This window comes from Streptomyces sp. NBC_01260 (genome assembly GCF_036226405.1).
Classification (GTDB): Bacteria; Actinomycetota; Actinomycetes; order Streptomycetales; family Streptomycetaceae; genus Streptomyces; species Streptomyces laculatispora.
Genome location: NZ_CP108464.1, coordinates 6,562,220 through 6,583,624, shown reverse-complemented (window position 1 = coordinate 6,583,624; position 21,405 = coordinate 6,562,220). Strand labels below are relative to the sequence as shown.

The window sequence follows — 21,405 nt, the reverse complement described above, 5'->3', positions numbered from 1 at the left end:
GGCGTTGGCGGACCCCCGGCCGGCGCCCGGCCGGGCCCGTCAGCAAAGTTCCGCCCGATGGTCCGCCGCCAGCCGCACGACGCGCTCGGCGAGCGGCCCCCGGGCCGGTTCGATCGCCGCGGCGGCTTCGGCGAGGCGGGTGATGTCGGCGAACCAGTCACCGGAGACGGTGTCCACCGCCCCGATGCGGGCGAAGCCGCGCTCCAGCAGGCCCCGGGCGGTCTGCGGCTGTCCGCGCAGCACCGCCTTCACCGCGGAGACCGCGTTGGCGAGCGCGCTGGCGGGCCTCGACCAGTCGTCACGGCGCGCCGCCGGATTGTCCTGGTCGTAGCCGGGCCGGCCGGCGACGGACAGGGCGACGATCTCCAGGTCCAGGCGCCAGAAGAGGGGCAGGCGGTCGAAGTCGACGAAGAGGAGCCGCCTCTTGCGGGAGTTCCCCAGACCGGGGTCGACCCGCAGGGAGGCGACGCCGCGGACCGTGCCGAGCAGGTCCGGGACGGCGGCGACACAGTCCTCGAACCGGCCGTCGGGCACGATCCAGAGGAGGTCGATATCGCTGTACGCGTCGGCGGTCCCCCGGGCGAGCGAACCTCTCGGTTCCGCACGCGACCCGGCACAGTGGGTACGCAGCGCACACAGGACCTCCCGCGCCAACGCGGCCCGGCGCGCGGGGTCGAGGTCCTCGGGGCCCTCTTCGCTCACGGCCTGCCACCCCTCCGCCCCGCCTCGTACGCTCTTCCTCATGGACCTCGCATTCGCCCGCACGTTCGCCGCGCAATGGCAGGACGACTGGAACTCCCACGACCTGGAACGCGTCCTGACGCACTATCACGACGAGGTGACCTTCAGCTCGCCCATGATCGCCCGGTTCACCGGCGACCCCTCCGGCACCGTGCGCGGCAAGGACGAGCTGCGTGCGTACTGGGCCCGCGGGCTCGAGCTCATCCCCGACCTGAAGTTCGAGGTGATGGACGTCCGGGTGAGCGTCGGCACCCTGGTGATCGACTACCGCAACCAGATCGGCGGCCGGGTGTACGAGGTGCTGACGTTCCGGGACGGCCTGGTGGTCGCCGGCCTCGGCGCGTACGGGGAGACGCTGGCCCGCTGACGGCCGGCGTCCGCGGCGGCGCGGTGGCCGGCCGGGACGGCAGGGGGCGCGCCTCAGCCCTGCTTCAGTTCTTCCCGCCGCTCTTCCCGCCGCAGTCCACGGCGTCGGCGTCGTCGGAGAGTTCGCTGCCCTTGGGCAGCAGGTAGGTCACCCAGAGGACGACGGGCTCGGTCCCCAGATTGCGGCCGATATGGCGGTGCTTCGCCCCGGACGGCTCGATGAAGGACGTTCCGGCGGGTGTCACCTCGACCGAGCAGTCGTCCAGGGTGCGCGTGAGCGTCCCCTGCTTGACGACCGCGATCAGCTGACCGCGATGGGTGTGCCAGCCGGTGGAGCCGCCGGGCTCGATGGTGATCGTCCGGAAGGTGACGTCGGTACGGCCCTTCGGCGTCTTCACCTTCAGCTTGCCCGGCGATGTGCCCTCCGCGACGACGGTGGCGCTCACACCGCTGCCGGGGGTGGCGACGGCCGCCGACGGCACGAAGCCGAGCGCTGCCACACAGCCCCCGATGACAAGCACCTTGCCCGGCCGCCCCTGCTGTCTGCCGAATCTCATGGGCAACTCCTCTGCATCAGTGTCCCGGGCATCATCGGTGTCCCCGACATCCCAAATGCCCCGACGCTACCCAGGAGTCGGCCGGGCGAACCATCCCGGCGCCGCCGTCATGCGCCACGCAGCATTGCGGCCAGCGGCCCCTCGCCGGACACCTCGATCCGCCCGTCCCCGACCGCCTCGGCGAACGTCGTCTCACCGCGGCCCAGTGCCAGGCAGAGCTCGGCGTCGAGCGCGATGCGCGCATCGGCGTGGGCGGCCGGACCGTCTCCGTAGACCGCGCTGCCCGGCGCCCGCGCCCCCGTACGGACATGGAATTCGCCCTCGTCGAGGTGTACGTCGAGCACTCCGTCGCCGGCCGGCCCCCCGGGCCCGTCCAGCGCGCGCAGCAGCGGGAGCGCGAACCAGTGCGCCCGGACCGCGTCCGTGGGCCGCCGCTCAGTGAGCGCGGGCGCCCCCCATTCGGCGAGTGCGGCGAGGACGGGCAGCAGTCCATGACCCCGCTCGGTGAGTTCGTACACCGAGGCGGCGGCGGGCGGCGGCAGTTTGCGGCGGGTGGCCAGTCCGCCCTGCTCCATGTCCTTGAGCCGGGAGGCGAGGACATCCGTGCTGACGCCGGGAAGGTCGGCGTGCAGATCGGTGTACCGGCGTGGACCGGCCAGCAGTTCACGGACGATCAGCAGGGTCCACCGGTCGCCGACGGCGTCCAGCGCACGCGCGCCGGCACAGAACTGGTCGTAACTCCGGCGGCGGGCCGGTCGGGTCGCGTGCTGTTGCTGACGTGGCATACGACGCAGTCTAGACATGTTGTTGGACTTTCCAAGCTCAAGCTTGGTAAAACCAAGTATCACAGTCGGGTCGGGGAGGCACCGCATGGAGTTCCGCCAGTCCAGCAAGCTCAACGAGGTCTGTTACGAGATCCGGGGACCGGTCATCGAGCACGCCAACGCCCTGGAGGAGGCGGGTCACAGCGTGCTCCGCCTCAACACGGGCAACCCGGCGCTGTTCGGGTTCGAGGCGCCCGAGGAGATCGTCCAGGACATGATCCGGATGCTCCCGCAGGCCCACGGCTACACCGATTCACGGGGCATCCTCTCCGCCCGCCGGTCCGTGGCGCAGCGCTACCAGGCGATGGGGCTCACCGAGGTCGGCGTGGACGACATCTTCCTCGGCAACGGTGTCTCCGAGCTGATCTCCATGGCCGTGCAGGGGCTGCTGGAGGACGGTGACGAGGTGCTGATCCCGTCCCCGGACTACCCGCTGTGGACCGCGGTGACGACGCTGGCCGGCGGGAAGGCCGTGCACTACATGTGCGACGAGGCCTCGGACTGGAACCCCGACCTGGCCGACATGGCATCGAAGATCACCGACCGCACCAGGGCCGTCGTGATCATCAACCCGAACAATCCGACCGGCGCCGTCTACCCCCGCGAGGTCCTCGAATCCATCCTCGGCCTGGCCCGCAGGCACGGCCTGATGGTGTTCGCCGACGAGATCTACGACCAGATCCTCTACGACGACGCCGAGCACCACAGCGTGGCGGTCCTCGCCCCGGACCTGGTCTGCCTCACCTTCAGCGGTCTCTCCAAGACGTACCGCGTGGCCGGCTTCCGTTCGGGCTGGATGGTGGTGTCCGGCCCGAAGCAGCACGCGCGCAGCTATCTGGAGGGGCTGACCATGCTCGCCTCCATGCGGCTCTGCCCCAACGCCCCGGCGCAGTACGCGATCCAGGCCGCGCTCGGTGGCCGACAGTCGATCCGGGAGCTGGTGGTGCCCGGGGGCAGGCTGTACGAGCAGCGCAACCGCGCCTGGGAGAAGCTGAACGAGATCCCCGGGGTGTCGTGCGTGAAGCCCAGGGGCGCGCTGTACGCCTTCCCGCGCATCGACCCGAAGGTGCATCCCCTCGTCGACGACGAGAGGTTCGTCCTCGACCTGCTGCTGCGCGAGAAGATCCAGGTCGTGCAGGGCACCGGTTTCAACTGGCCGCGGCCCGACCACTTCCGCATCCTGACCCTCCCGTACGCTGACGATCTTGACGCGGCCATCAGCCGGATCGGCCGCTTCCTGACCGGGTACCGGCAGTGACCGGATGCCGGGGATGAACGGATGCCGATCGTGAACTGCCCCAGCTGCCCCACCTGCCAGGTGCCGGTCCACACCCAGTTCGCCTCGTTCGAGCTCGTCGGGCCGATCGTCGAGGACGGGCTCGACCCGGCCGCCGACCCCGCGTGGGCCGAGTCGGGCGCGAAGTCGCCCGCGGAGTACGCGCGCTGGGCGGGCCATCTGTGCGGGATGACCTGTCTGCGCATGGCACTCGGCGCCGGCGCCCCGCCCCTCTTCGCGCTGCGCGACGGGGCGCTCGGGTACGGCGCGTACACCGAGGACCCCGACGGCGCGATCCGGGGCCTGGTCTACGCCCCCTTCGCCGCGTACGTACAGGAGAGGCACGGCCTCGACGCCACCGTCCACCGGCACCTCTCGCCGGAGGAGATCCCGCCCCTGCTGGACGAGGGCCGGTCCGTCATGGCCTCCGTGCACTACGCGATCCGCCGCCCGCGGCAGCCCGCACCGGGACGGGGCGGGCACCTGGTGCTCCTGACCGCCCGTACGGCCGACGGCACGGGCGTCCACTTCCACAACCCGTCCGGGACGACGGCCGCGACCCGGTCGGCGGAGCTCCCGCTGGCCGAGTTCGAGCGCTTCTTCGCCGGGCGCGGGGTCTCGCTGCGCGTGCGGGCATGACACAGCGGCCCCGAACGGGAGCGGGCCCGGGGGCGTAGCCGGCCCCCGAGCCCTGTGATTGCCACCTGTACGGCACGCCGACACTTTTAAGGTCCCGTGTCAGTTTTATGTCGTCGCGTCCTGCCTTTAGACGACCGCGGACCGAAGCTCCACGGGCCGGAGTCGAACCGGCATCTCGACGCACACGGGCACGGGCCCGGTCGATTCGGCGATAGGCGGCGCATGCTGAGTCTGGAGCAAGAGTCTGAGATTGATCGCGGCCTGCCTCTGCCAGTTGGGCCACCCCGGCCCGCATCCGTAAGAAGGTACGGAAGTGCCGGGGGGAGGACTCGAACCTCCACCGGAACCGCGTCGTCACGACAAACTTCAGTTTCAGCTTTGCGCTCCTCGCGCACCCCGGCGGCTTCGACCGCCGCCGGGGATTCCATGGCCGGTCACCCGAAGAGGTAACCGAAGACCGCATCACCCACCCGCTGGTCCGTGACGTCCACGCCGTTGGCCTCCTCGCGGGCGAACTTGACAGCCTGCTGGAGCTTCTCGACGCGGTCGGTCAGTTCGTTGATCCGCCGTGCGGGCAGCGCCCCGGAGAACTTCACGGTCGTCCAGTAGCCGATCGGAACGTCCTCGTAGTACACCTCGACCTGGGCCGGGTGCTTCTCGGTGGCCTCCGCCTTCACGTGGTTGCGGGGCACCTTCTTGGTGCGCAGGGTCCGCACCGGCTCGGTCTTCCAGGAGTCGGTGGACGGGTCCTGTGCCCAGGCCTCCGAGGCTTCGAGCACCGGCAGCTTGCGGATGAAGGTGGTGATGTCCGTGAGCTGCTTCTCCAGGAAGAGCAGATACGACACCGGAACGCCGGCCACCAGCACCCGGCCGTCGACCGAGATGTCGGCACGGGCCGCGCAGTTCGCCCAGTCCTTGGTGGCGGTCACGTCGAAGAGCCGGGTGAGGGTCACCGCCGTGTCGCGCAGCACATCCTCGGCCTTGATCTGCACCGGCGTCGACTCGGGCGGCAACTGCTCGCCCTCCTCGTCCTTCGGCTGGTAGGTCCGGGAGATCCCGGCCAGCAGACCGGCCTTCTGGAGGCCGTGATGCGCCGCCGTCAGGTCCTGATGAGCCTTGGACTTGACGCCCTTCTCCACTGCGATGATCTGATTGAGTTTCGCCACGTCCAGGAAGCTAGCAACAGCAACGCGCCCTGCACCAGCGGTTTTTGCCGCACCGGATGCGCACAGGCGCGCCGTCCGGTGCGCCTGTGCGCGGCGGTCCGTTCGGGTGGCTTCCCGGCGGCGCCCCTGTTCGGCCGCCGTCCGGCGGGGGCCAGTTGCCACAGTGAGTCCCGCGCGTCCGCGCCCTCTCCCCCGCACCTGGAACGAAGGGTTTCCCCACGCCTTTCCCCATGCCCCGGCTCCCTCGCCTCTCCCGCCTCTCCCGCCTCTCCCGCCTCTCCCACTCCAACGGCGAGAGGAACCCGGCCGGGACCCGGCTGCTCTTCGGGACCGAACGGCCCGGCGGTGGGCCGGATGTGACCGACCGCCAGTTCCTCGCCTTCATCGACAAAGATGGGGACCCGATGCTGCTGCTCGACCTGATCGCCGGGCCGTCCGGATGCGGGCGCTGCTGCGGCATGAACCGGTTCCGCCGGGTTCCGCCGCGGCCCCCGTCGACGCTGTACCGCCCGCCCCGCACCGGCCCTGAACAGTCGGGTACTGTGCCGCGGCCGGGTACCGGAGCACCGGACACCGATCAGCAGGGGGCAGGCCGCATGGGCGCCGCGATACGTCACTTCACCGCCACGACCGAGCAGGGGCAGGTCTTCACGGTCAACATCGAGCGGGACTTCCGGTACGACCCGTACCGCGACTTCCTGGTCTGCGCACACTGCGAGTGGTGTCCGTCGCTCCTGACCACGGAGCGGATCATCGACATGGCCGGGGAGCACCTGGCGTCCGTGCACGGGGCCGGCCGCGGACTGACGCAGCAGGAGAACGAGTCGTTCCGCAAGGGGCGGCTGATCGTGCTGCCGATCGTCGCCCTCGTGCTGATCGGTCTACTGTTCCTGCTGAAGGGCTGACCGGTCAGCCCCCGCTGAGCTCCAGGAGTGCGCCCACCGGGTCAAAGTCCGGTGCGGCGCGCGGCCACCACTCGTCCTGGCCCGGGTCGGACTCGTAGCCGTACCAGCGGCCGTCGTGGCCGAAGCGGAGCTGGAGCGTGCCGCCGGGGTGGGTGAGCTGGTTGCGCCAGGGCTGGAAGCGGGGGAATCCGGCGGCTGCGAGAGCCGGGCGGGCCCGGTCGAACGGGCCCGCCGGGGGGTCCCACGGCGTTTCCAGGACGTCCAGCCCCTCGGCCCCGCCCTGGCGCCAGGCGGCGACGGCGCGGGCCAGGTCGGTGGTGTTGCGGCCGGTGGCGGACGCCAGTTCGCGGTAGAGGGCGCGGGTGGTGGCGGTGAGCCCCGCGGTGGGGCGGGCGGCTGCCAGCCGGACCGCGTCCTGCCAGGGGGTGAGCCCGGCGAGCGGGTCGAGGCCGGTGGTGAGCAGGGCATGGGCGCGGGCGGCCGCGTCCGTGGCGAGCTGGTCGAGGGCGAGCGGGTCCCGGCTGCCGGGCAGGCTCGGGTACGACGGCGGCTGCCCGGGGTGCGGCTCCACCGGGAACGGGGCGGGCAGCGGAGGCAGGAAGCGGTCGGCGAGCGCGTCCTGCGCCGGTACGGAGGGGGCGGCGGGGGCCTCGGGCCGCTCCCGTGCGGAGTGCGCGGCGTTGCGGTGGCCCAGGTCCTCCAGGAGTTCGCGCTCGCCCCGGCCGCGCAGGAGCAGCAGGACGAACGGATCGGCGTCCAGGAGCCGGGCCATCTGGTAGCAGAGCGCCGACACGTGCTTGCAGGGCCAGCCGTGGTCGGGGCAGGAGCAGCTGGGGTCCAGGTCGTTCGCCGCAGGGAGCAGCGCGACCCCGGAGGCGGCCGCCGTGTCGGCCAGGGAGTGCGGCATCTCCTTGGTGAGCAGCGCGGCAAGGTGGCCGGGGCGGGCGGCGACCGCGTCGAGGAAGGTGTCCCAGTCGGCGTCGGTGAGGGTGCGCAGCCGCAGTTCGGCGCGGTAGGGCCGGGGGCGGCTGCCGTGCACGTAGGCGACGACGCGGCCGGGGGTGACGGTGACCGCGGCGACATGCCCGCCGTCCGCGTACGCACGGCCGCGGGCGAGTCTCGCCGCGTCCATCGAGAGGGCTTCCAGCGCCGCCACCCAGGACCGGCCCCACCAGCTGTCCGCGAACGGCTCGTCGTCGCCGGACGTCCGCGCGGGTACCGCCTCGAAGGTCCGCCGCAGGTCGTCGGGGCCCGGCCGGGACCGGGCGACGGGCCGGGGAGCGCGGGCGGAGGGGGCGGGCTGCGCGCGGGGGCTCATGACGGCCTTCGGAGGGAGACGAGATCGGCCAGGTCGCGGTCGCTGAGCTCGGTCAGCGCGGTCTCCCCGGCGCCGAGCACGGCGTCGGCCAGGGCCCGCTTGGCCAGCAGCATCTCGCCGATCCGGTCCTCGACGGTGCCCTCGGCGATCAGCCGGTGCACCTGGACCGGCTGGGTCTGGCCGATGCGGTAGGCGCGGTCCGTGGCCTGTTCCTCGACGGCCGGGTTCCACCAGCGGTCGTAGTGGATGACATGGGCGGCCCTGGTGAGGTTCAGCCCGGTGCCCGCCGCCTTCAGGGAGAGCAGGAACACCGGCACCTCGCCGGACTGGAAACGGTCCACCATCCGTTCCCGCTCGGCCACCGGCGTACCGCCGTGCAGCAGTTGGGAGGGAACGGCCCGCGCGGTGAGATGCGCGGAGAGCAGCCGGGCCATGGTCACGTACTGGGTGAAGACGAGGACGGAGCCGTCCTCGGCGAGGATCGTGTCGAGGAGTTCGTCGAGCAGGTCGAGTTTCCCGGAGCGGCCGACGAGCCGGGTCGGCTCCTCCTTCAGGTACTGCGCGGGGTGGTTGCAGATCTGCTTGAGCGAGGCCAGCAGCTTCATGATGAGGCCGCGCCGGGCGATGCCCTCCGACGCCTCGATGTACGCCATGGTCTCGCGCACCGTTGCCTCGTAGAGCGTGGCCTGTTCGCGGGTGAGGAAGACGGGGTGGTCGGTCTCCGTCTTGGGCGGCAGCTCGGGGGCGATGCCCGGGTCCGACTTCTTGCGGCGGAGCAGGAAGGGGCGGACCAGCCTGGAGAGCCGCTCGACCGCTTCGTCGTTGCCGATCCCGGCAGCCGTGCCGGTGTTCTCCACGATCCGGGCGTGCCGGGCCCGGAACGCCTTGAGGGGGCCGAGCAGTCCGGGCGTGGTCCAGTCGAGCAGCGCCCAGAGCTCGGAGAGGTTGTTCTCGACGGGGGTGCCGGTCAGGGCGACCCGGGCCGGGGACGGAATGGTGCGCAGCGCCTTCGCCGTCGAGGAGTGCGGGTTCTTCACGTGCTGTGCCTCGTCGGCGACGACCAGTCCCCAGCTGTGCGCGGCCAGTTCGGCCGCGCTGGAGCGCATCGTGCCGTACGTGGTGAGGACGAAGCCGCCGTCGGGTTCGGCGAGGGTGCGGTCGGTGCCGTGGAACCGGCGCACGGGTACGCCGGGGGCGAAGCGGTTGATCTCCCGGTGCCAGTTGCCCAGCAGCGAGGCGGGGCAGATCACCAGGGTGGGCGCGGGGTGGGCGCGGTGCAGGTGCAGGGCGATGAGGGTGATCGTCTTACCGAGGCCCATGTCGTCGGCGAGGCAGCCGCCGAGGCCCAGCGAGGTCATCCGGTCCAGCCAGGCCAGCCCGCGCAGCTGGTAGTCGCGGAGCGTCGCGTCGAGGCCGGGCGGCGGTGCGATCGCCGTGTCGTCATCGACGATGCGGGAGCGGAGCGCGGCCAGCGCGCCGACCGGCACGGCGTCGACCTGCTCGCCGTCCACCTCGGCGCTGCCGGTCAGGGCGACGGCGAGGGCGTCCACCGGGTCGAGGAGGCCCAGCTCCCGCTTGCGCGCCTTGCGGACGAGCGCGGGGTCGACGACGACCCACTGGTCCCGCAGGCGCACCACGGGGCGGTGGGCCTCGGCGAGCACGTCCATCTCGGCCTCGGTGAGCTGCTGGTCCCCCAGCGAGAGCTGCCAGTTGAAGGCGAAGAGCTGCTCGGCGTCGAAGAACGCCGTGCGGTCGGTGGCGGTGCCCGGCGCCGGGCGCACCACGGCGGCCGCGGTGAGGGAACGGGCCAGCTCCCGGGGCCAGTGCACGCTCACCCCGGCGGCCGAGAGCCGGGCCCCGGCATCGCTCAGCAGCTCGTACAGCTCGTCCTCGGTGAGGGCCAGCACGTCGGGGACGGGCTGGTCCAGCAGCCGTTCCAGCGGGGCCCAGACACGGGCGGCGCGGCGCAGCGCGAGCACGGCGTCGATCCGGGCCCGCGGGCCGAAGGGCTCGCCGGCCCCGCCGGCCCACAGCGCGGCGGCGTCGACGACATAGGTCGGGTCGGCGAGGCTGTGCACCTGGGTGATGGCCGCGGCGGCATGCCGCGAGGCGGCCGGACCGTCACCACCGGGGATCTCCACCGCGCCGGAGAGGTCGGCCGCATCGTCGGAACCGGCCGTGTCATCGGAACCGGCCGTGTCGAAGAGTTCGTACGCGGAGAGGTCCAGGCGCAGCGACACCCGTACGCCCGCGTCCAGTCCGGCCGCGACCGCCACGGCCCACTCCCGGGCGCCGGGCAGGTGCTGGGCCTCCCGGGCGGCGAAGGGCGCACCCATGGCGAACGCCGCCGCGGGGGTACGGGGCAGGGTGTCGGCCACCGCGTCGAGGAAGGAGGCGATGAGCGGCTCGGGGTCGGGAACCTGGAGGGGCGTGCGGTCGGGGAACGGCACCGCGTACCCCTCGGGGGGCATGGCCGCGGCGACCGCACGCAGATGGGCGACGTCCTCGGCGGCGCGCGGCCCGGCCCGCCAGGCGTCGTGGTCCTCGGCCGTCAGCCCGGGGAGCATCCGGCCGCGGGCCACCAGATGGAGCGCGTGCAGCGCGGCGGCGCCCCAGCAGCGGGTGGCGGGGTGGGCGGACTGCTGGTGCCGGGCACGGGCCAGCAGGGGTACGGCGTCGGCCAGGGGCAGCACGAGGGCCGGCACGGTGTACCGGCGGACGTCGCCCTGACCGCCGTGCCGCCGGACAACCGTGATCTCGGAGACCCGGTCGCCGGTGCCGACCGCGAAGCCAGGGCCGGAAGCAAGGCCGCCGCCGGAACCGAAGCCGGTGCCGGACGTTTCGCCGGGGGCGGTCGTTTCGCCGAGGCCGGGGAGCGGGGCCCCTTCCGGGTCCCAGAACGCGATGCGTCCCTCCCTCGGCAGCGCTGCGGGGAGGAAGACGGCCGCACAGCGCAGCAGGCGGCCGACGGCCGCGTCCTGCGGCGGTGATGCGATGGCCACCGGCCCCTCCCCTCATGTCCAAGGCCCTGGTCGCGGGCTCCGAGTGCGCTGTCCCCGGCGCCTGACCGGCACCGGATCCCTTCTGACTCGCGAGTCTAGGCGGGGGGTCTGACAGCGGACCACAACGGGCCCGCCGCCGCCCCCTCGGTTCGGACGGGGTACGGCGGCGGGCCCGTGGGCCGGTGGCATCAGTGCCTGGCGAGCGGCTTCGAGCCGGTGGGGCGGGGCCGGGGCCTCACGGCAGACGGGGTGGGCTTGGGCGCGGGAGCCGTTCGCGCCGGACCCGGCGTCGCGGACGCACCCGGTGACGGCGGTGCGGGCGAAGGCGCGGGCGCCGCGGACTGCGTCTCGGCCGGTGAGGACGCCGGCGCGGGCGCCACCGGCGGCGCTGTCCCGGCCGGGGCCTTCGGCATCTGCGGCGCGGCCTGCACGGCCTGCTGCGGCGCTGTCGGCTGCTGTGCCCGCTCCAGGAAGCGGAGCAGCTCCACCGGGAACGGCAGCACCAGTGTGGAGTTCTTCTCCGCGGCCACCGCCACCACGGTCTGGAGCAGCCTCAGCTGCAGTGCCGCGGGCTGGGAGGACATCTCCGCGGCCGCCTGGGACAGCTTCTTCGATGCCTGCAGCTCCGCGTCCGCGTTGATGACCCGGGCGCGCCTCTCACGGTCCGCCTCGGCCTGACGCGCCATGGAGCGTTTCATCGTCTCCGGCAGCGAGACGTCCTTGATCTCCACCCGGTCGATCTGTACGCCCCAGCCGACCGCGGGGCTGTCGATCATCAGCTCCAGGCCCTCGTTCAGTTTCTCCCGGTTGGACAGCAGATCGTCCAGATCGCTCTTACCGATGATCGAACGCAACGACGTCTGCGCCATCTGCGAGACGGCGAACCGGTAGTCCTCCACCTCGACGACCGCGCTCGCGGCGTCGACCACCTTGAAGTAGATGACCGCGTCCACCCGCACCGTGACGTTGTCGCGGGTGATCCCGTCCTGGGCCGGCACCGGCATCGTCACTATCTGCATATTGACCTTGCGCAGCCGCTCCGCGCCGGGGAGCACCATGGTGAATCCGGGCCCTCGTATGTCGTTCCGGAGCCGGCCGAACCTCAGCACCACACCCCGCTCGTACTGCTTGACGACCCGGGCGGCGGCCGCTGTGTACGCGAGACCCGCCAGAACCACCACAACCAAAGCGATCAAGAGCTCCTGGACCATGACGGCCCCCTGCCAGCCGAAGACATCGGAACACTCACTTCGCGCCACATAAGACGCTATTACCACGGTATGCCCTGTTTGGGTATCGGTCGAACCTCTGTCCGCACCTTCCGTGCACCCGTAGCCCGCCCGGCCGTCTCCCGGATGCCGGGCCGCCGGAGAGCGGGCAAGGTGACCAGCGTCAGCACGTACCCCCGTGGCGTACGGGGACGGCGTGACGGAGTGCGTACGGATGAGCCGGACGAGACAGACGAGGACCTGCCCATGCCCGTGATCGACAACCGACGCCGCCGTCTCGGCACCGCAGCCGGGACGGCCCTCCTGACCCTCACCGTCGCGGGCTGTTCGGGCCTCGGCCGGACCGCTGTCGGTCCGGTCACCTACACGACCGAGCGGGAGGCCGTGATCATGGTGAACAGCCCCTCGGTGCGGGGCTGCCACCCGCTCGCCCCCGCGGGTGCCAAGGAAGTGGCCAACGGGACCCTGATCGACATCATCCTGTACCGCACACGCGACTGCACCGGACCCGGTACGACCTACCTCCCCACCACGCTCACCGACGTGCGAGCGCCCAGCTCGCTGCCCTGGCGCAGCTTCAGCACGGTCCACTGAGCCCGGGCACGGCCCGCACCCAGACGCCGTCATCCGTGAGATAACGGTCCACGCCCAGACCGGCCGCCGCCAGATACCCCTCGAACTGTTCCTTCGACAGGGGCCGCGACAGGAACGTCTGCGACCACCGGGCGTCGTCGAACTCGTACTCGGCGCGCACCGAGCGCACCCCGTCGCCGACCGGCTGCGAGGACACGATCCGCAGCGTGTACCCGGCCGGTTCGACGCGCTCCCTCGGGAGTCCGGTGTGGTAGTCCGGACCCTCGCGCTGGATGAGCACCACCCCGCCGTCGCGCACGTACCTCCGGCAGGTCCGCAGCAGTCCGTCCCGCACCCGGTGCTCGCCCGAGTGCACCAGGAACGACGCCAGCATCACCACGTCGAACGTCTCGTCACCGAGCTCCAGGGCCTCGATGGGGCTCCGCACCGTACGCGCTCCGCGCACCTTCTCCAGCATCTGCGCCGACTCGTCCACCGCGGTGACGTCGAAACCGCGGCGGATCAGCGGATGCGTCACCCGGCCCGCTCCACAGCCCAGTTCGAGGATCCTCGACCCGGCGGGCACGGCCCCGGCGATCACATCCGGCTCGTTGCCGACGGACAGCCGGGTGTACAACTCCACGGCGCAGCCGTCCGGGGTGATCGCGCCGGGACCGGTGCCTGAATAGCCCTCACGTACCAGTTGTCCGCTCATACATCGCCGAACGAACCGTCGCCGGGGGCCGTTCCCGTCCGAAACCGTAGCCAGGGGCGGCTGACCGGCTGACCCGCACCCTCAGCTCACGTCAGCACCCCGGGTAGCGGCCGGGCGGCCACTGGACCGCGTGCTCGAACTCCAGGGACAGGTCGTCGGCCACCTCGGCGATCACCGCCCGCCCTTCCGTGAGCACCAGCCAGGACGGCGGAAGGTGTACGTCGCCGTGGTGGGCGCCGAGCAGGTTGCCGCAGACGGCGCCGGTGGAGTCGCTGTCGCCCGAGTGGTTGACCGAGAGCAGCAGGGCCTCGTCCACCTGGGCGGCACGCGGCAGAACCAGTGCGCAGTACACGGCGATGGCGAGCGCCTCCTCGGCCACCCAGCCCGCGCCGAGCGACTCCACCTTCTCCGCGCTCGGGGCGCCCTGGGCGGCCAGCTCGAAGGCCGCCCGGAGCGCGGCGGTCGTCTCCTCGTGCCCGGGGTGGCGGGCCAGCAGCTCCATGGCCCGCAGTACGGAACCGGGCAGCGAGTCGCCGTCCAGGAGATGGGAGACGATCGCCGCGAGCGCGCCGGCCGCGTAGGCGCCGGTGGGGTGGCCGTGGGTGATCTGTGCACAGCGGGCGGCCAGCCCGAAGCTCGCACCCGCGTTCTGGCCGGTCAGGCCGAAGGGGGCGGAGCGCATCACCGTGCCGCAGCCCTTGGAGCCGGTGTTGACCGGGCCGGGCTCGCCGAGCGGGGCCATCGGGTCGGGGGTGTGCCCGGCCGTGAGCCCGGTCAGGCAGGCGTTGCCGGGGGCGCGGCGCGCGTACAGCCAGGGCTGCTGCCTGAGCCAGCCGGTGCGGACGGGGTCATCCCCTTCGCGGCCGGGCGGCGCGGGGTGGTTCTGGGTGTCCAGCCAGCGCAGGTAGGCGTGCCTGATGACCGCGGTCTCGGCGCCGCCGATTCCCCTGAGCATGGCCCGGGAGTGGGCCCTGATCAGCCCCTCGGCCGTGAAGAGCGTCATCTGGGTGTCGTCCGTGACGCGCCCGGCCACCCCGTCCTCGTCGGCCGTGAGACCGCGTACGCCCTGCTCCCCGTGTGCCCGCCGGATACCCGCGAGCGACAGGAACTCCACCGGATTGCCCAGCGCGTCCCCGATCGCCCCGCCCAGCAGACACCCTCGGACCCGGGCCCTTCGGACGGAGTCGTTCCCCCATGCCGTACCGCTCATCGCCGGCACCCCACCCTCTCTCGTCGGTCCGCCGCATTCCACCGTCGCGGGTCCATGCTGGTAGAAGAGGCGATCGCCATGCGTACCGGTAGTGAACCGACGACTGCACTCAGTGCTCTGCGAATGCGGCTCTGGCTGAGTCTATGGGGCCTGGCCTGGGCCGTCTTCGGCCTGACGGCATTCACCCTGACCGGCCGCCCGGGGTGGGCGGCCGTGTGCGGTGTGCTGCTCGTCCTGGTGCTGGTGGATCTGGCCGTGATCGTCCACCGCATCCACCAGGGCCCGCGCTACCAGCCGGGCCGCACCGTCCCGCCGCACGAACCGGGCCACGGGGGACGGCGGCGGTACGGGCACTGACCACGCTCCCCGGCGGCGGGCGGGCCAGTACGCGACGACCGGCCTCAGCCCTCCGCGTCGAAGCGGGCGGCCCTCAGGTACTCCGGGTTGGGGTCGAGCGCCGCCGCGAGCCTGAAGTGACGGGTTGCCCGTTCCGGATGGCCGGCCCGCTCGAAGGTCCGGGCCAGCGCGAAGTGCGCGAACGCGTTGTCCGGTTCCCGCTCCAGGACCAGTTCGAATTCGAGCTCGGCGGGGCGCAGTTGGGCGGCCGCGAAGAAGGCGCGGGCACGCAGCAGCCGGGCGGCGGTGTTCTCGGGGTGGGAGGCGATCACCGAGTCGAGCAGCTTCACGGCACCCCGGGGATCGCGCGCGGCCAGCAGCTGCTCGGCCGCGCGGAAGTCAATGACGTGGGTTTCCGGGTTCCTCTCGGGCACGGTCGCATCCTTCCCTCGGGCACCTCGGTGTGAACGTCGCTCCAGGGTCCGGTATTCCGGTCCGGGTCAGCCCGCCGCGGCCCTCCGCAGCAGCTGCGACCAGACCTCGCGGACCTGCGGCTCCAGGGCCTCGACCGGTCCGTCGTTGTCGATGACCAGGTCGGCGACGGCGAGCCGCTGCTCACGGGTGGCCTGCGCGGCCATCCGGGCACGGGCGTCCGCCTCCGTCATCCCGCGCAGTCGCACGAGGCGCTCCAGCTGGGCCCCTGGAGCGGCGTCGACGACGACGACGAGGTCGTAGAGGGGGGCGAGGCCGTTCTCGGTGAGGAGGGGGACGTCGTGGACGACCACGGAGTCGGGGCCCGCGGCCCGTTCCAGCTCGGCGGAGCGGGCACCGACCAGCGGGTGGACGATCGCGTTGAGCGCGGCGAGCCGTTCGGCGTCGGAGAAGACGATCGAGCCGAGCTTCGGCCGGTCCAGAGTGCCCTCCGGGGTCAGGATCCCGGTGCCGAACGCCTCGACGAGAGCGGTGAGCCCGGGGGTGCCGGGCTCGACGACCTCGCGCGCGATCCGGTCGGCGTCGATGAGGACGGCTCCGTGGCCGACGAGCAGCCGTGACACTTCGCTCTTGCCGGCGCCGATTCCACCGGTCAGGCCCACTTTCAGCATGGGCGGCAGCCTAAGGGATGTCCCGTCATCCCTGGCGGGCGCCCTTGGTGCCGGGTCTGCGCCCGGCCCGACCGGCCTGCGTCGCCGTTCCGGAGCGGCGGACGGACGCAGGGCGGTCGTGGTGCCGACGGTCAGCTGTCGCCTTCCCGTTCGGCCAGGAACCGCTCGAATTCGAGACCGATCTCGTCGGCGGACGGCAGGTCGACCGGCTCGGCGACCAGGTTGCCCCGGGTCTCGGAGCCCGCCACCGCGTCGTACTGGTGCTCAAGGCCCTCGACCAGCGAGACGAGTTCCTCGTCGCCCTGCCCGATCTGGCGGTCGATCTCCGTCTGGGTGCGGTGCGCCTCGGTGCGCAGCGCGTGGGCGATGGCCGGCAGGACCAGTCCGGTCGCCGCCGTGATCGACTCCAGCGCGGTGAGCGCGGCGTCCGGGTAGGCGGAGCGGGCGACGTAGTGCGGCACATGGGCGGCGACGCCGAGTACGTCGTGTCCGGCCTCCATCAGCCGGTACTCGACGAGTGCCTCGGCGGAGCCGGGCACCTGCGCCTCGTCGAACGGGCTGCGGTGGCCGGGCATGAGGTCGGTGCGGTTGCCGTGCGGGGTGACGCCGACGGGGCGGGTGTGCGGGACGCCCATCGGAATGCCGTGGAAGTTGACCGCCAGACGCACCCCGAGCCGCTCGACGATCTGCTCGACGGCGGCGGCGAACCTCTCCCACTCCACGTCCGGCTCCGGCCCGGACAGCAGCAGGAACGGGGCCCCCGTGGCGTCCTGGACCACCCGGACGTCCAGCGTCGGGGTCTCGTACGCCGTCCAGCGGTCGCGCCGGAAGGTCAGCAGGGGACGCCGTGCGCGGTAGTCGACGAGGCGGTCGTGGTCGAAGCGGGCCACCACCTGGTGGGGCAGCGATTCGAGCAGACCGTCGACGATCTGCTCACCGGTCTCACCCGCGTCGATGTACCCCTCGAGGTGGTAGAGCATGACCAGGCCGGCCGACTCCTGGGCAAGCGCCATGTCGACGACAGCCAGGCCCTTCGGGTCCCATTCGTACAAACTCTGCGGATCAGCCACGGTTACCGCTCCTCCTTGTGTTCCTGAAGAAGAACGTCCCGAGGGGCACGGGCATTCCCTGCCGCACCCCTTCACGGGGTGTTTACCCACGTACCCGCGAGTGCAGTGCGGTGGCCTCCTTCCGTATCGGCCTTCCGCGCCGGGCTTCCGCACCCGGCCCCATGCCCGCCTCCTCATGCCCGCCTCCTCTTCGTGGATCCAGGCGTTGGCGTGCAGATCGATGAACACCTCGACGGGAGCGCCGAGTTCACGACGGAAGTCGAGGGTGACCACTGCGGAATCCGGCCGGGTCCGCAGTTCGCCGACCCGCGAGGCCGCGTTACGGGCCGTCAGTTACGCGCGCATTGGGCGTGTTTCCCTCCGTCCGCACCGTCCGCCATTCCCCCGGCAATGGTCCAGACCTTGACACGGCGTCACTCCGTCCCTACGTTCACGGGCAGCAAGTTCAGAACCTCGCCCCACGTTCATGTACGAGAACCCTGAACCTGAATCCTTCGACGGGAAGGCACCCCCATGCGCACCCGCACGCTGCTCCCCGCCCTGCTGTCCACCGCCCTCGCCACCGGCGGCCCGGTCCTCGCCTCGGCCGGCGGCGCCGGTGCCGCGACGGTCATCGAGGTGAGCACCGCGGCCCAGCTCAAGTCGGCCCTCACCGCGGCCGGTCCCGGTGACACGATCCATCTCGCGAACGGCACGTACACCGGCAACTTCAAGGCGACGGCCCCCGGCACCGCCTCCGCGCGCATCACCCTGACCGGCTCCGCCGGGGCGGTCCTCACGGCCGGCGGCGGCTACGGACTGCACCTCAACGGCGCCTCGTACTGGACCGTGAAGGGCATCACCGTCTCCGGCGGCCAGAAGGGCATCATGGCCGACGGCGCCAAAGGCGTCGTCATCGACTCGGTGACCGTGCACGACCTCGACATGGAGGGCGTCCACTTCCGTAAGTCCAGCAGCGACGGCGTCATCAGGAACTCGCGGATCTACGACACCGGGCACGACGGCCGCGGCATGGGCGAGGGCGTCTACGTCGGCACGGCGGGCGATCTCTCCGACAACAGCGACCGGGTCCAGATCCTGGACAACACGATCGGTCCGGATGTCGGCGGCGAGAACGTCGACATCAAGGAGGGCACCACGGGTGCGCGGATCGCCGGCAACACCTTCGACGGCAGCGGGCTGACCGGGGCCAACTACGACGACTCCTGGGTCGACGTGAAGGGCAACGACGTGCTGGTCGAGGGCAACCACGGCTCGCGTACGACCAACAACGGCTACGAGACGCACACCCAGCAGAGCGGCTGGGGCTGCGGGACCGTCTTTCGCGACAACGCCTCGGACCTGTCCGGCTCGACGGGCGACAAACAGCTCGCGTTCAACGTCACCAACTACAGCACGAGCTGTGCCACCACGGTCCGCGGCAGCAACACGGTGACCGGGGGCAAGGGCCTGACCAACATCGCCGTCACCCCGTAGCGGCCATCGGGGACACGAGTGAGGCCCGCCCCCCGAAGGGAGCGGGCCTCACTTTCATCTACTGCAGCCGATGACCGGCCGGAGGGTCAGAGCGTCAGCTCTGGCCGCCCGCCAGCTTCTCGCGCAGGGCAGCCAGGGCCTCGTCCGACGCCAGGGCGCCGGAGTTGTCCGCGGACTCCGAGGAGTACGAACCGCCACCGCCGCCACCGCCGCCGCTCGAGGCAGCCGGAGCGCTGCCGGCCGGGGCAGCAGCGCCCTCGGCAGCAGCGGCCTCGTCGGCCTCGCGGGACTTGATGACCTGGGCCTGGTGCTGCTCGAAGCGCGTCTGCGCCTCGGCGTACTGGGTCTCCCAGACCTCGCGCTGAGCCTCGAAGCCCTCGAGCCAGTCGTTGGTCTCGGGGTCGAAGCCCTCGGGGTAGATGTAGTTGCCCTGGTCGTCGTACGACGCGGCCATGCCGTACAGCGTCGGGTCGAACTCGACCGAGGCCGGGTCGCCACCGAAGGACTCGTTGGCCTGCTTCAGCGAGAGGCTGATGCGACGACGCTCGAGGTCGATGTCGATGACCTTGACGAAGATCTCGTCGTTGACCTGGACGACCTGCTCCGGGATCTCCACGTGGCGCTCGGCCAGCTCGGAGATGTGGACCAGGCCCTCGATGCCCTCGTCGACGCGCACGAACGCACCGAACGGAACGAGCTTGGTGACCTTACCGGGAACAACCTGCCCGATCTGGTGCGTCCGGGCGAACTGCTGCCACGGGTCTTCCTGCGTCGCCTTGAGCGACAGGGAGACACGCTCGCGGTCCATGTCCACGTCGAGAACCTCGACGGTGACCTCCTGGCCGACCTCGACAACCTCGGAGGGGTGGTCGATGTGCTTCCAGGACAGCTCGGAGACGTGCACGAGACCGTCGACGCCACCCAGGTCCACGAAGGCACCGAAGTTGACGATCGAGGAGACGACGCCGGAGCGGACCTGACCCTTCTGGAGGGTCGTGAGGAACGTCTGGCGAACCTCGGACTGGGTCTGCTCGAGCCAGGCACGGCGGGACAGGACCACGTTGTTGCGGTTCTTGTCCAGCTCGATGATCTTGGCCTCGAGCTCCTTGCCCACGTACGGCTGGAGGTCGCGGACGCGGCGCATCTCGACGAGCGACGCCGGCAGGAAGCCCCGGAGGCCGATGTCGAGGATGAGACCACCCTTGACGACCTCGATGACGGTACCGGTGACGATGCCGTCTTCTTCCTTGATCTTCTCGATGGTGCCCCAGGCACGCTCGTACTGAGCGCGCTTCTTCGAGAGGATCAGGCGGCCTTCCTTGTCCTCCTTCTGGAGAACCAGGGCCTCGATCTCGTCGCCGACCTTGACGACCTCGTTCGGGTCGACGTCGTGCTTGATCGAGAGCTCGCGGCTCGGGATGACACCTTCGGTCTTGTAACCGATGTCGAGGAGAACCTCGTCGCGGTCAACCTTGACGATGACACCGTCAACGATGTCGCCGTCGTTGAAGTACTTGATCGTCTCGTCGATCGCCGCGAGGAACGCGTCCGCGTCGCCGATGTCGTTGACCGCAACCTGCGGAGTGGTGGCGGTGGTCTCGGTGCTGCTCGTCATGTGGGAAAGGGCTCCGGTACGGACAGTGAGTCGTAGGTACTGCTACGCCGTGAGCCCGTATCGCCTCTGCAGAAGCCGGACAGCCCGGGAAGCGCCGAATCCCGCGAGCGGGAGGCGCCTCGTGAACCGAGGGGACATACAACAGATGCGAGCGCGGCCTGCTAGGTCTGAGGCGCGCAGGCTCGCAGCGCAACTTGTAGCATACGGGCGCAGCAGGGCACGGTCAATGCGCGAAGGCGCACACCAGGGGCGGAACGCCCCATACCCGGCACAACTCGTGTTCACCGAGGCCACATCGGCCCGGTGATGTCCCGGACACACGGGTTCCGTACTCACAGGTCCCCCTTGGTACGTACCGCGTACGACGGGGTGAAGGCAAACTACAGCGACGGACACGATGAGCCAAGAGATCCACCAGGCCGAGCCCGAGGCGACACGCCGCAGCGCGGACGAGGCCGAGAGCAGCCGGGCCAGCCGAGGCTGGTGGGACCGCAACGCGGACGAGTACCAGAGCGACCACGGCGGCTTCCTCGGCGACGACCGGTTCGTCTGGGGCCCGGAGGGGCTCGACGAGGCGGAGGCCGGACTGCTCGGCCCCGCACCGGCGCTCAAGGGCCTGGACGTCCTGGAGATCGGTGCGGGCGCGGCGCAGTGCTCCCGCTGGCTGGCCGCCCAGGGCGCCCGCCCGGTCGCCCTGGACCTCTCGCACCGCCAGCTCCAGCACGCCCTGCGGATCGGCGACGGCATCCCCCTGGTCCAGGCCGACGCCGGGGTGCTGCCCTTCCGCGACGGCAGCTTCGACCTGGCCTGCTCCGCCTACGGCGCGGTGCCGTTCGTCGCCGACCCGGCCCAGGTGTTCCGCGAGGTGCACCGGGTGCTGCGCCCCGGCGGCCGCTGGATCTTCTCCGTCACGCATCCGGTCCGCTGGGCCTTCCCGGACGAACCGGGGCCCGAGGGCCTGTCCGTCGCCGCCTCCTACTTCGACCGCACCCCCTACGTCGAGCAGGACGAGAACGGCGACGCGGTGTACGTCGAGCACCACCGGACGCTCGGTGACCGGGTGCGGGACGTGGTGGCGGGCGGATTCCGCCTGGTCGACCTGGTGGAACCGGAGTGGCCCGCCTGGAACAGCCAGGAGTGGGGCGGCTGGTCGCCGCTGCGCGGCAACCTGATCCCCGGAACCGCGATCTTCGTCTGCGCGCGGGACTGATGCGTGCGGGACTGATGCGCGCGGGGCTGAACACCGTCCGGTGAAGGGGCCGGTCCCCGGGGGTACGAGACTGG

Annotated in this window: 21 protein-coding genes and 1 tRNA gene; 8 read left to right on the top strand and 14 right to left on the bottom strand. The window is 71.5% G+C overall.

Features of this window, described 5'->3' with window-relative positions; genetic code table 11:
- Positions 1 to 39: 39 nt before the first annotated feature.
- Entirely contained in the window at positions 40 to 702 is a 663-nt protein-coding gene (locus tag OG322_RS29330) for a nucleotidyltransferase domain-containing protein (RefSeq protein WP_241199931.1), read from the bottom strand.
- A gap of 40 nt (positions 703 to 742) precedes the next feature.
- On the opposite strand from OG322_RS29330, the gene OG322_RS29325 reads away from it, so the two are divergent.
- Positions 743 to 1,108 carry a nuclear transport factor 2 family protein gene (locus OG322_RS29325; protein WP_123469343.1) on the top strand — a complete coding sequence of 122 codons (366 nt, stop codon included), beginning with the start codon at positions 743 to 745 and terminating at the stop codon, positions 1,106 to 1,108.
- 64 nt (positions 1,109 to 1,172) lie between these two features.
- Here the strand turns inward: OG322_RS29325 and OG322_RS29320 are convergent, their stop codons facing one another.
- Positions 1,173 to 1,664, bottom strand: coding sequence for a cupin domain-containing protein (locus OG322_RS29320; RefSeq protein WP_123469345.1), 492 nt, complete (start codon positions 1,662 to 1,664; stop codon positions 1,173 to 1,175).
- 107 nt (positions 1,665 to 1,771) lie between these two features.
- The gene (locus OG322_RS29315) at positions 1,772 to 2,449 is read right to left on the bottom strand and encodes a winged helix-turn-helix transcriptional regulator (RefSeq protein ID WP_123469347.1); all 678 of its coding nucleotides are present in this window, start codon (positions 2,447 to 2,449) and stop codon (positions 1,772 to 1,774) included.
- An 85-nt stretch (positions 2,450 to 2,534) separates the two neighbouring features.
- Between OG322_RS29315 and OG322_RS29310 the strand changes: the two genes are divergently transcribed.
- Together OG322_RS29310 and OG322_RS29305 are read left to right on the top strand one after the other, a co-directional pair.
- Positions 2,535 to 3,746 (top strand): pyridoxal phosphate-dependent aminotransferase, encoded by a 1,212-nt coding sequence (locus OG322_RS29310; protein WP_123469349.1) that lies wholly within the window; start codon positions 2,535 to 2,537, stop codon positions 3,744 to 3,746.
- A gap of 21 nt (positions 3,747 to 3,767) precedes the next feature.
- Positions 3,768 to 4,403 carry a peptidase gene (locus tag OG322_RS29305; RefSeq protein ID WP_124283803.1) on the top strand — a complete coding sequence of 212 codons (636 nt, stop codon included), beginning with the start codon at positions 3,768 to 3,770 and terminating at the stop codon, positions 4,401 to 4,403.
- Between the two features lie 314 nt (positions 4,404 to 4,717).
- On the opposite strand, the gene OG322_RS29300 is transcribed toward OG322_RS29305, so the two are convergent.
- Together OG322_RS29300 and OG322_RS29295 are read right to left on the bottom strand one after the other, a co-directional pair.
- Positions 4,718 to 4,804, bottom strand: a tRNA-OTHER gene (locus OG322_RS29300).
- A gap of 33 nt (positions 4,805 to 4,837) precedes the next feature.
- Entirely contained in the window at positions 4,838 to 5,569 is a 732-nt protein-coding gene (locus tag OG322_RS29295; RefSeq protein WP_123469353.1) for a DUF7873 family protein, read from the bottom strand.
- 230 nt (positions 5,570 to 5,799) lie between these two features.
- On the opposite strand from OG322_RS29295, the gene OG322_RS41665 reads away from it, so the two are divergent.
- On the top strand, positions 5,800 to 6,474 hold the full coding sequence (locus OG322_RS41665) for a hypothetical protein (RefSeq protein WP_405703433.1): 675 nt from the start codon (positions 5,800 to 5,802) through the stop codon (positions 6,472 to 6,474).
- A gap of 4 nt (positions 6,475 to 6,478) precedes the next feature.
- On the opposite strand, the gene OG322_RS29285 is transcribed toward OG322_RS41665, so the two are convergent.
- The 3 genes from OG322_RS29285 to OG322_RS29275 form a co-directional block, all read right to left on the bottom strand.
- A complete protein-coding gene (locus OG322_RS29285; protein WP_123469355.1) occupies positions 6,479 to 7,792 on the bottom strand; it encodes an SWIM zinc finger family protein in 1,314 nt (437 codons plus the stop codon).
- Positions 7,789 to 10,794, bottom strand: coding sequence for a DEAD/DEAH box helicase (locus OG322_RS29280; protein WP_329307212.1), 3,006 nt, complete (start codon positions 10,792 to 10,794; stop codon positions 7,789 to 7,791). Before OG322_RS29280 ends, OG322_RS29285 begins: the two co-directional genes overlap by 4 nt.
- A gap of 188 nt (positions 10,795 to 10,982) precedes the next feature.
- A complete protein-coding gene (locus OG322_RS29275) occupies positions 10,983 to 12,005 on the bottom strand; it encodes a slipin family protein (RefSeq protein ID WP_123469359.1) in 1,023 nt (340 codons plus the stop codon).
- Between the two features lie 264 nt (positions 12,006 to 12,269).
- Between OG322_RS29275 and OG322_RS29270 the strand changes: the two genes are divergently transcribed.
- Entirely contained in the window at positions 12,270 to 12,617 is a 348-nt protein-coding gene (locus OG322_RS29270) for a hypothetical protein (RefSeq protein WP_123469867.1), read from the top strand.
- Here the strand turns inward: OG322_RS29270 and OG322_RS29265 are convergent.
- Positions 12,601 to 13,311, bottom strand: coding sequence for a class I SAM-dependent methyltransferase (locus tag OG322_RS29265; protein ID WP_123469361.1), 711 nt, complete (start codon positions 13,309 to 13,311; stop codon positions 12,601 to 12,603). The two genes, OG322_RS29270 and OG322_RS29265, sit on opposite strands and share 17 nt — an antisense overlap.
- 91 nt (positions 13,312 to 13,402) lie before the next feature.
- A complete protein-coding gene (locus tag OG322_RS29260) occupies positions 13,403 to 14,521 on the bottom strand; it encodes an ADP-ribosylglycohydrolase family protein (protein ID WP_329307211.1) in 1,119 nt (372 codons plus the stop codon).
- A 78-nt stretch (positions 14,522 to 14,599) separates the two neighbouring features.
- On the opposite strand from OG322_RS29260, the gene OG322_RS29255 reads away from it, so the two are divergent.
- Positions 14,600 to 14,878 carry a DUF6343 family protein gene (locus OG322_RS29255; protein WP_405701516.1) on the top strand — a complete coding sequence of 93 codons (279 nt, stop codon included), beginning with the start codon at positions 14,600 to 14,602 and terminating at the stop codon, positions 14,876 to 14,878.
- Positions 14,879 to 14,922: 44 nt separating this feature from the next.
- Here OG322_RS29255 and OG322_RS29250 read toward each other — a convergent pair whose 3' ends face one another.
- The 3 genes from OG322_RS29250 to OG322_RS29240 form a co-directional block, all read right to left on the bottom strand.
- The gene (locus OG322_RS29250) at positions 14,923 to 15,291 is read right to left on the bottom strand and encodes a tetratricopeptide repeat protein (RefSeq protein ID WP_123469365.1); all 369 of its coding nucleotides are present in this window, start codon (positions 15,289 to 15,291) and stop codon (positions 14,923 to 14,925) included.
- 66 nt (positions 15,292 to 15,357) lie between these two features.
- Positions 15,358 to 15,960: a dephospho-CoA kinase gene (coaE, locus tag OG322_RS29245; RefSeq protein ID WP_329307210.1), complete on the bottom strand. Its 603-nt coding sequence runs from the start codon at positions 15,958 to 15,960 to the stop codon at positions 15,358 to 15,360.
- A 131-nt stretch (positions 15,961 to 16,091) separates the two neighbouring features.
- Positions 16,092 to 17,030 (bottom strand): PAC2 family protein, encoded by a 939-nt coding sequence (locus OG322_RS29240; RefSeq protein ID WP_185095670.1) that lies wholly within the window; start codon positions 17,028 to 17,030, stop codon positions 16,092 to 16,094.
- A gap of 513 nt (positions 17,031 to 17,543) precedes the next feature.
- Here OG322_RS29240 and OG322_RS29235 point away from each other — a divergent pair.
- A complete protein-coding gene (locus OG322_RS29235) occupies positions 17,544 to 18,506 on the top strand; it encodes a right-handed parallel beta-helix repeat-containing protein (protein WP_329307209.1) in 963 nt (320 codons plus the stop codon).
- Between the two features lie 94 nt (positions 18,507 to 18,600).
- On the opposite strand, the gene rpsA is transcribed toward OG322_RS29235, so the two are convergent.
- The gene (gene rpsA / locus OG322_RS29230) at positions 18,601 to 20,121 is read right to left on the bottom strand and encodes a 30S ribosomal protein S1 (protein WP_123469373.1); all 1,521 of its coding nucleotides are present in this window, start codon (positions 20,119 to 20,121) and stop codon (positions 18,601 to 18,603) included.
- Between the two features lie 397 nt (positions 20,122 to 20,518).
- Between rpsA and OG322_RS29225 the strand changes: the two genes are divergently transcribed.
- Positions 20,519 to 21,331 (top strand): class I SAM-dependent methyltransferase, encoded by an 813-nt coding sequence (locus OG322_RS29225; RefSeq protein WP_123469375.1) that lies wholly within the window; start codon positions 20,519 to 20,521, stop codon positions 21,329 to 21,331.
- The last annotated feature ends 74 nt before the right edge of the window (positions 21,332 to 21,405 follow it).

Bases quoted from the DNA above. Each gene is read 5' to 3' on its own strand.
- OG322_RS29225 (WP_123469375.1), top strand. From the start codon at position 20,519: ATGAGCCAAGAGATCCACCAGGCCGAGCCCGAGGCGACACGCCGCAGC.
- OG322_RS29270 (WP_123469867.1), top strand. From the start codon at position 12,270: ATGCCCGTGATCGACAACCGACGCCGCCGTCTCGGCACCGCAGCCGGG.
- coaE (WP_329307210.1), bottom strand. From the start codon at position 15,960: ATGCTGAAAGTGGGCCTGACCGGTGGAATCGGCGCCGGCAAGAGCGAA.
- rpsA (WP_123469373.1), bottom strand. From the start codon at position 20,121: ATGACGAGCAGCACCGAGACCACCGCCACCACTCCGCAGGTTGCGGTC.
- OG322_RS29305 (WP_124283803.1), top strand. From the start codon at position 3,768: ATGCCGATCGTGAACTGCCCCAGCTGCCCCACCTGCCAGGTGCCGGTC.
- OG322_RS29255 (WP_405701516.1), top strand. From the start codon at position 14,600: ATGCGTACCGGTAGTGAACCGACGACTGCACTCAGTGCTCTGCGAATG.
- OG322_RS29325 (WP_123469343.1), top strand. From the start codon at position 743: ATGGACCTCGCATTCGCCCGCACGTTCGCCGCGCAATGGCAGGACGAC.
- OG322_RS29285 (WP_123469355.1), bottom strand. From the start codon at position 7,792: ATGAGCCCCCGCGCGCAGCCCGCCCCCTCCGCCCGCGCTCCCCGGCCC.
- OG322_RS29260 (WP_329307211.1), bottom strand. From the start codon at position 14,521: ATGAGCGGTACGGCATGGGGGAACGACTCCGTCCGAAGGGCCCGGGTC.
- OG322_RS29310 (WP_123469349.1), top strand. From the start codon at position 2,535: ATGGAGTTCCGCCAGTCCAGCAAGCTCAACGAGGTCTGTTACGAGATC.
- OG322_RS29275 (WP_123469359.1), bottom strand. From the start codon at position 12,005: ATGGTCCAGGAGCTCTTGATCGCTTTGGTTGTGGTGGTTCTGGCGGGT.
- OG322_RS41665 (WP_405703433.1), top strand. From the start codon at position 5,800: ATGCCCCGGCTCCCTCGCCTCTCCCGCCTCTCCCGCCTCTCCCGCCTC.
- OG322_RS29315 (WP_123469347.1), bottom strand. From the start codon at position 2,449: ATGCCACGTCAGCAACAGCACGCGACCCGACCGGCCCGCCGCCGGAGT.
- OG322_RS29235 (WP_329307209.1), top strand. From the start codon at position 17,544: ATGCGCACCCGCACGCTGCTCCCCGCCCTGCTGTCCACCGCCCTCGCC.
- OG322_RS29320 (WP_123469345.1), bottom strand. From the start codon at position 1,664: ATGAGATTCGGCAGACAGCAGGGGCGGCCGGGCAAGGTGCTTGTCATC.
- OG322_RS29265 (WP_123469361.1), bottom strand. From the start codon at position 13,311: ATGAGCGGACAACTGGTACGTGAGGGCTATTCAGGCACCGGTCCCGGC.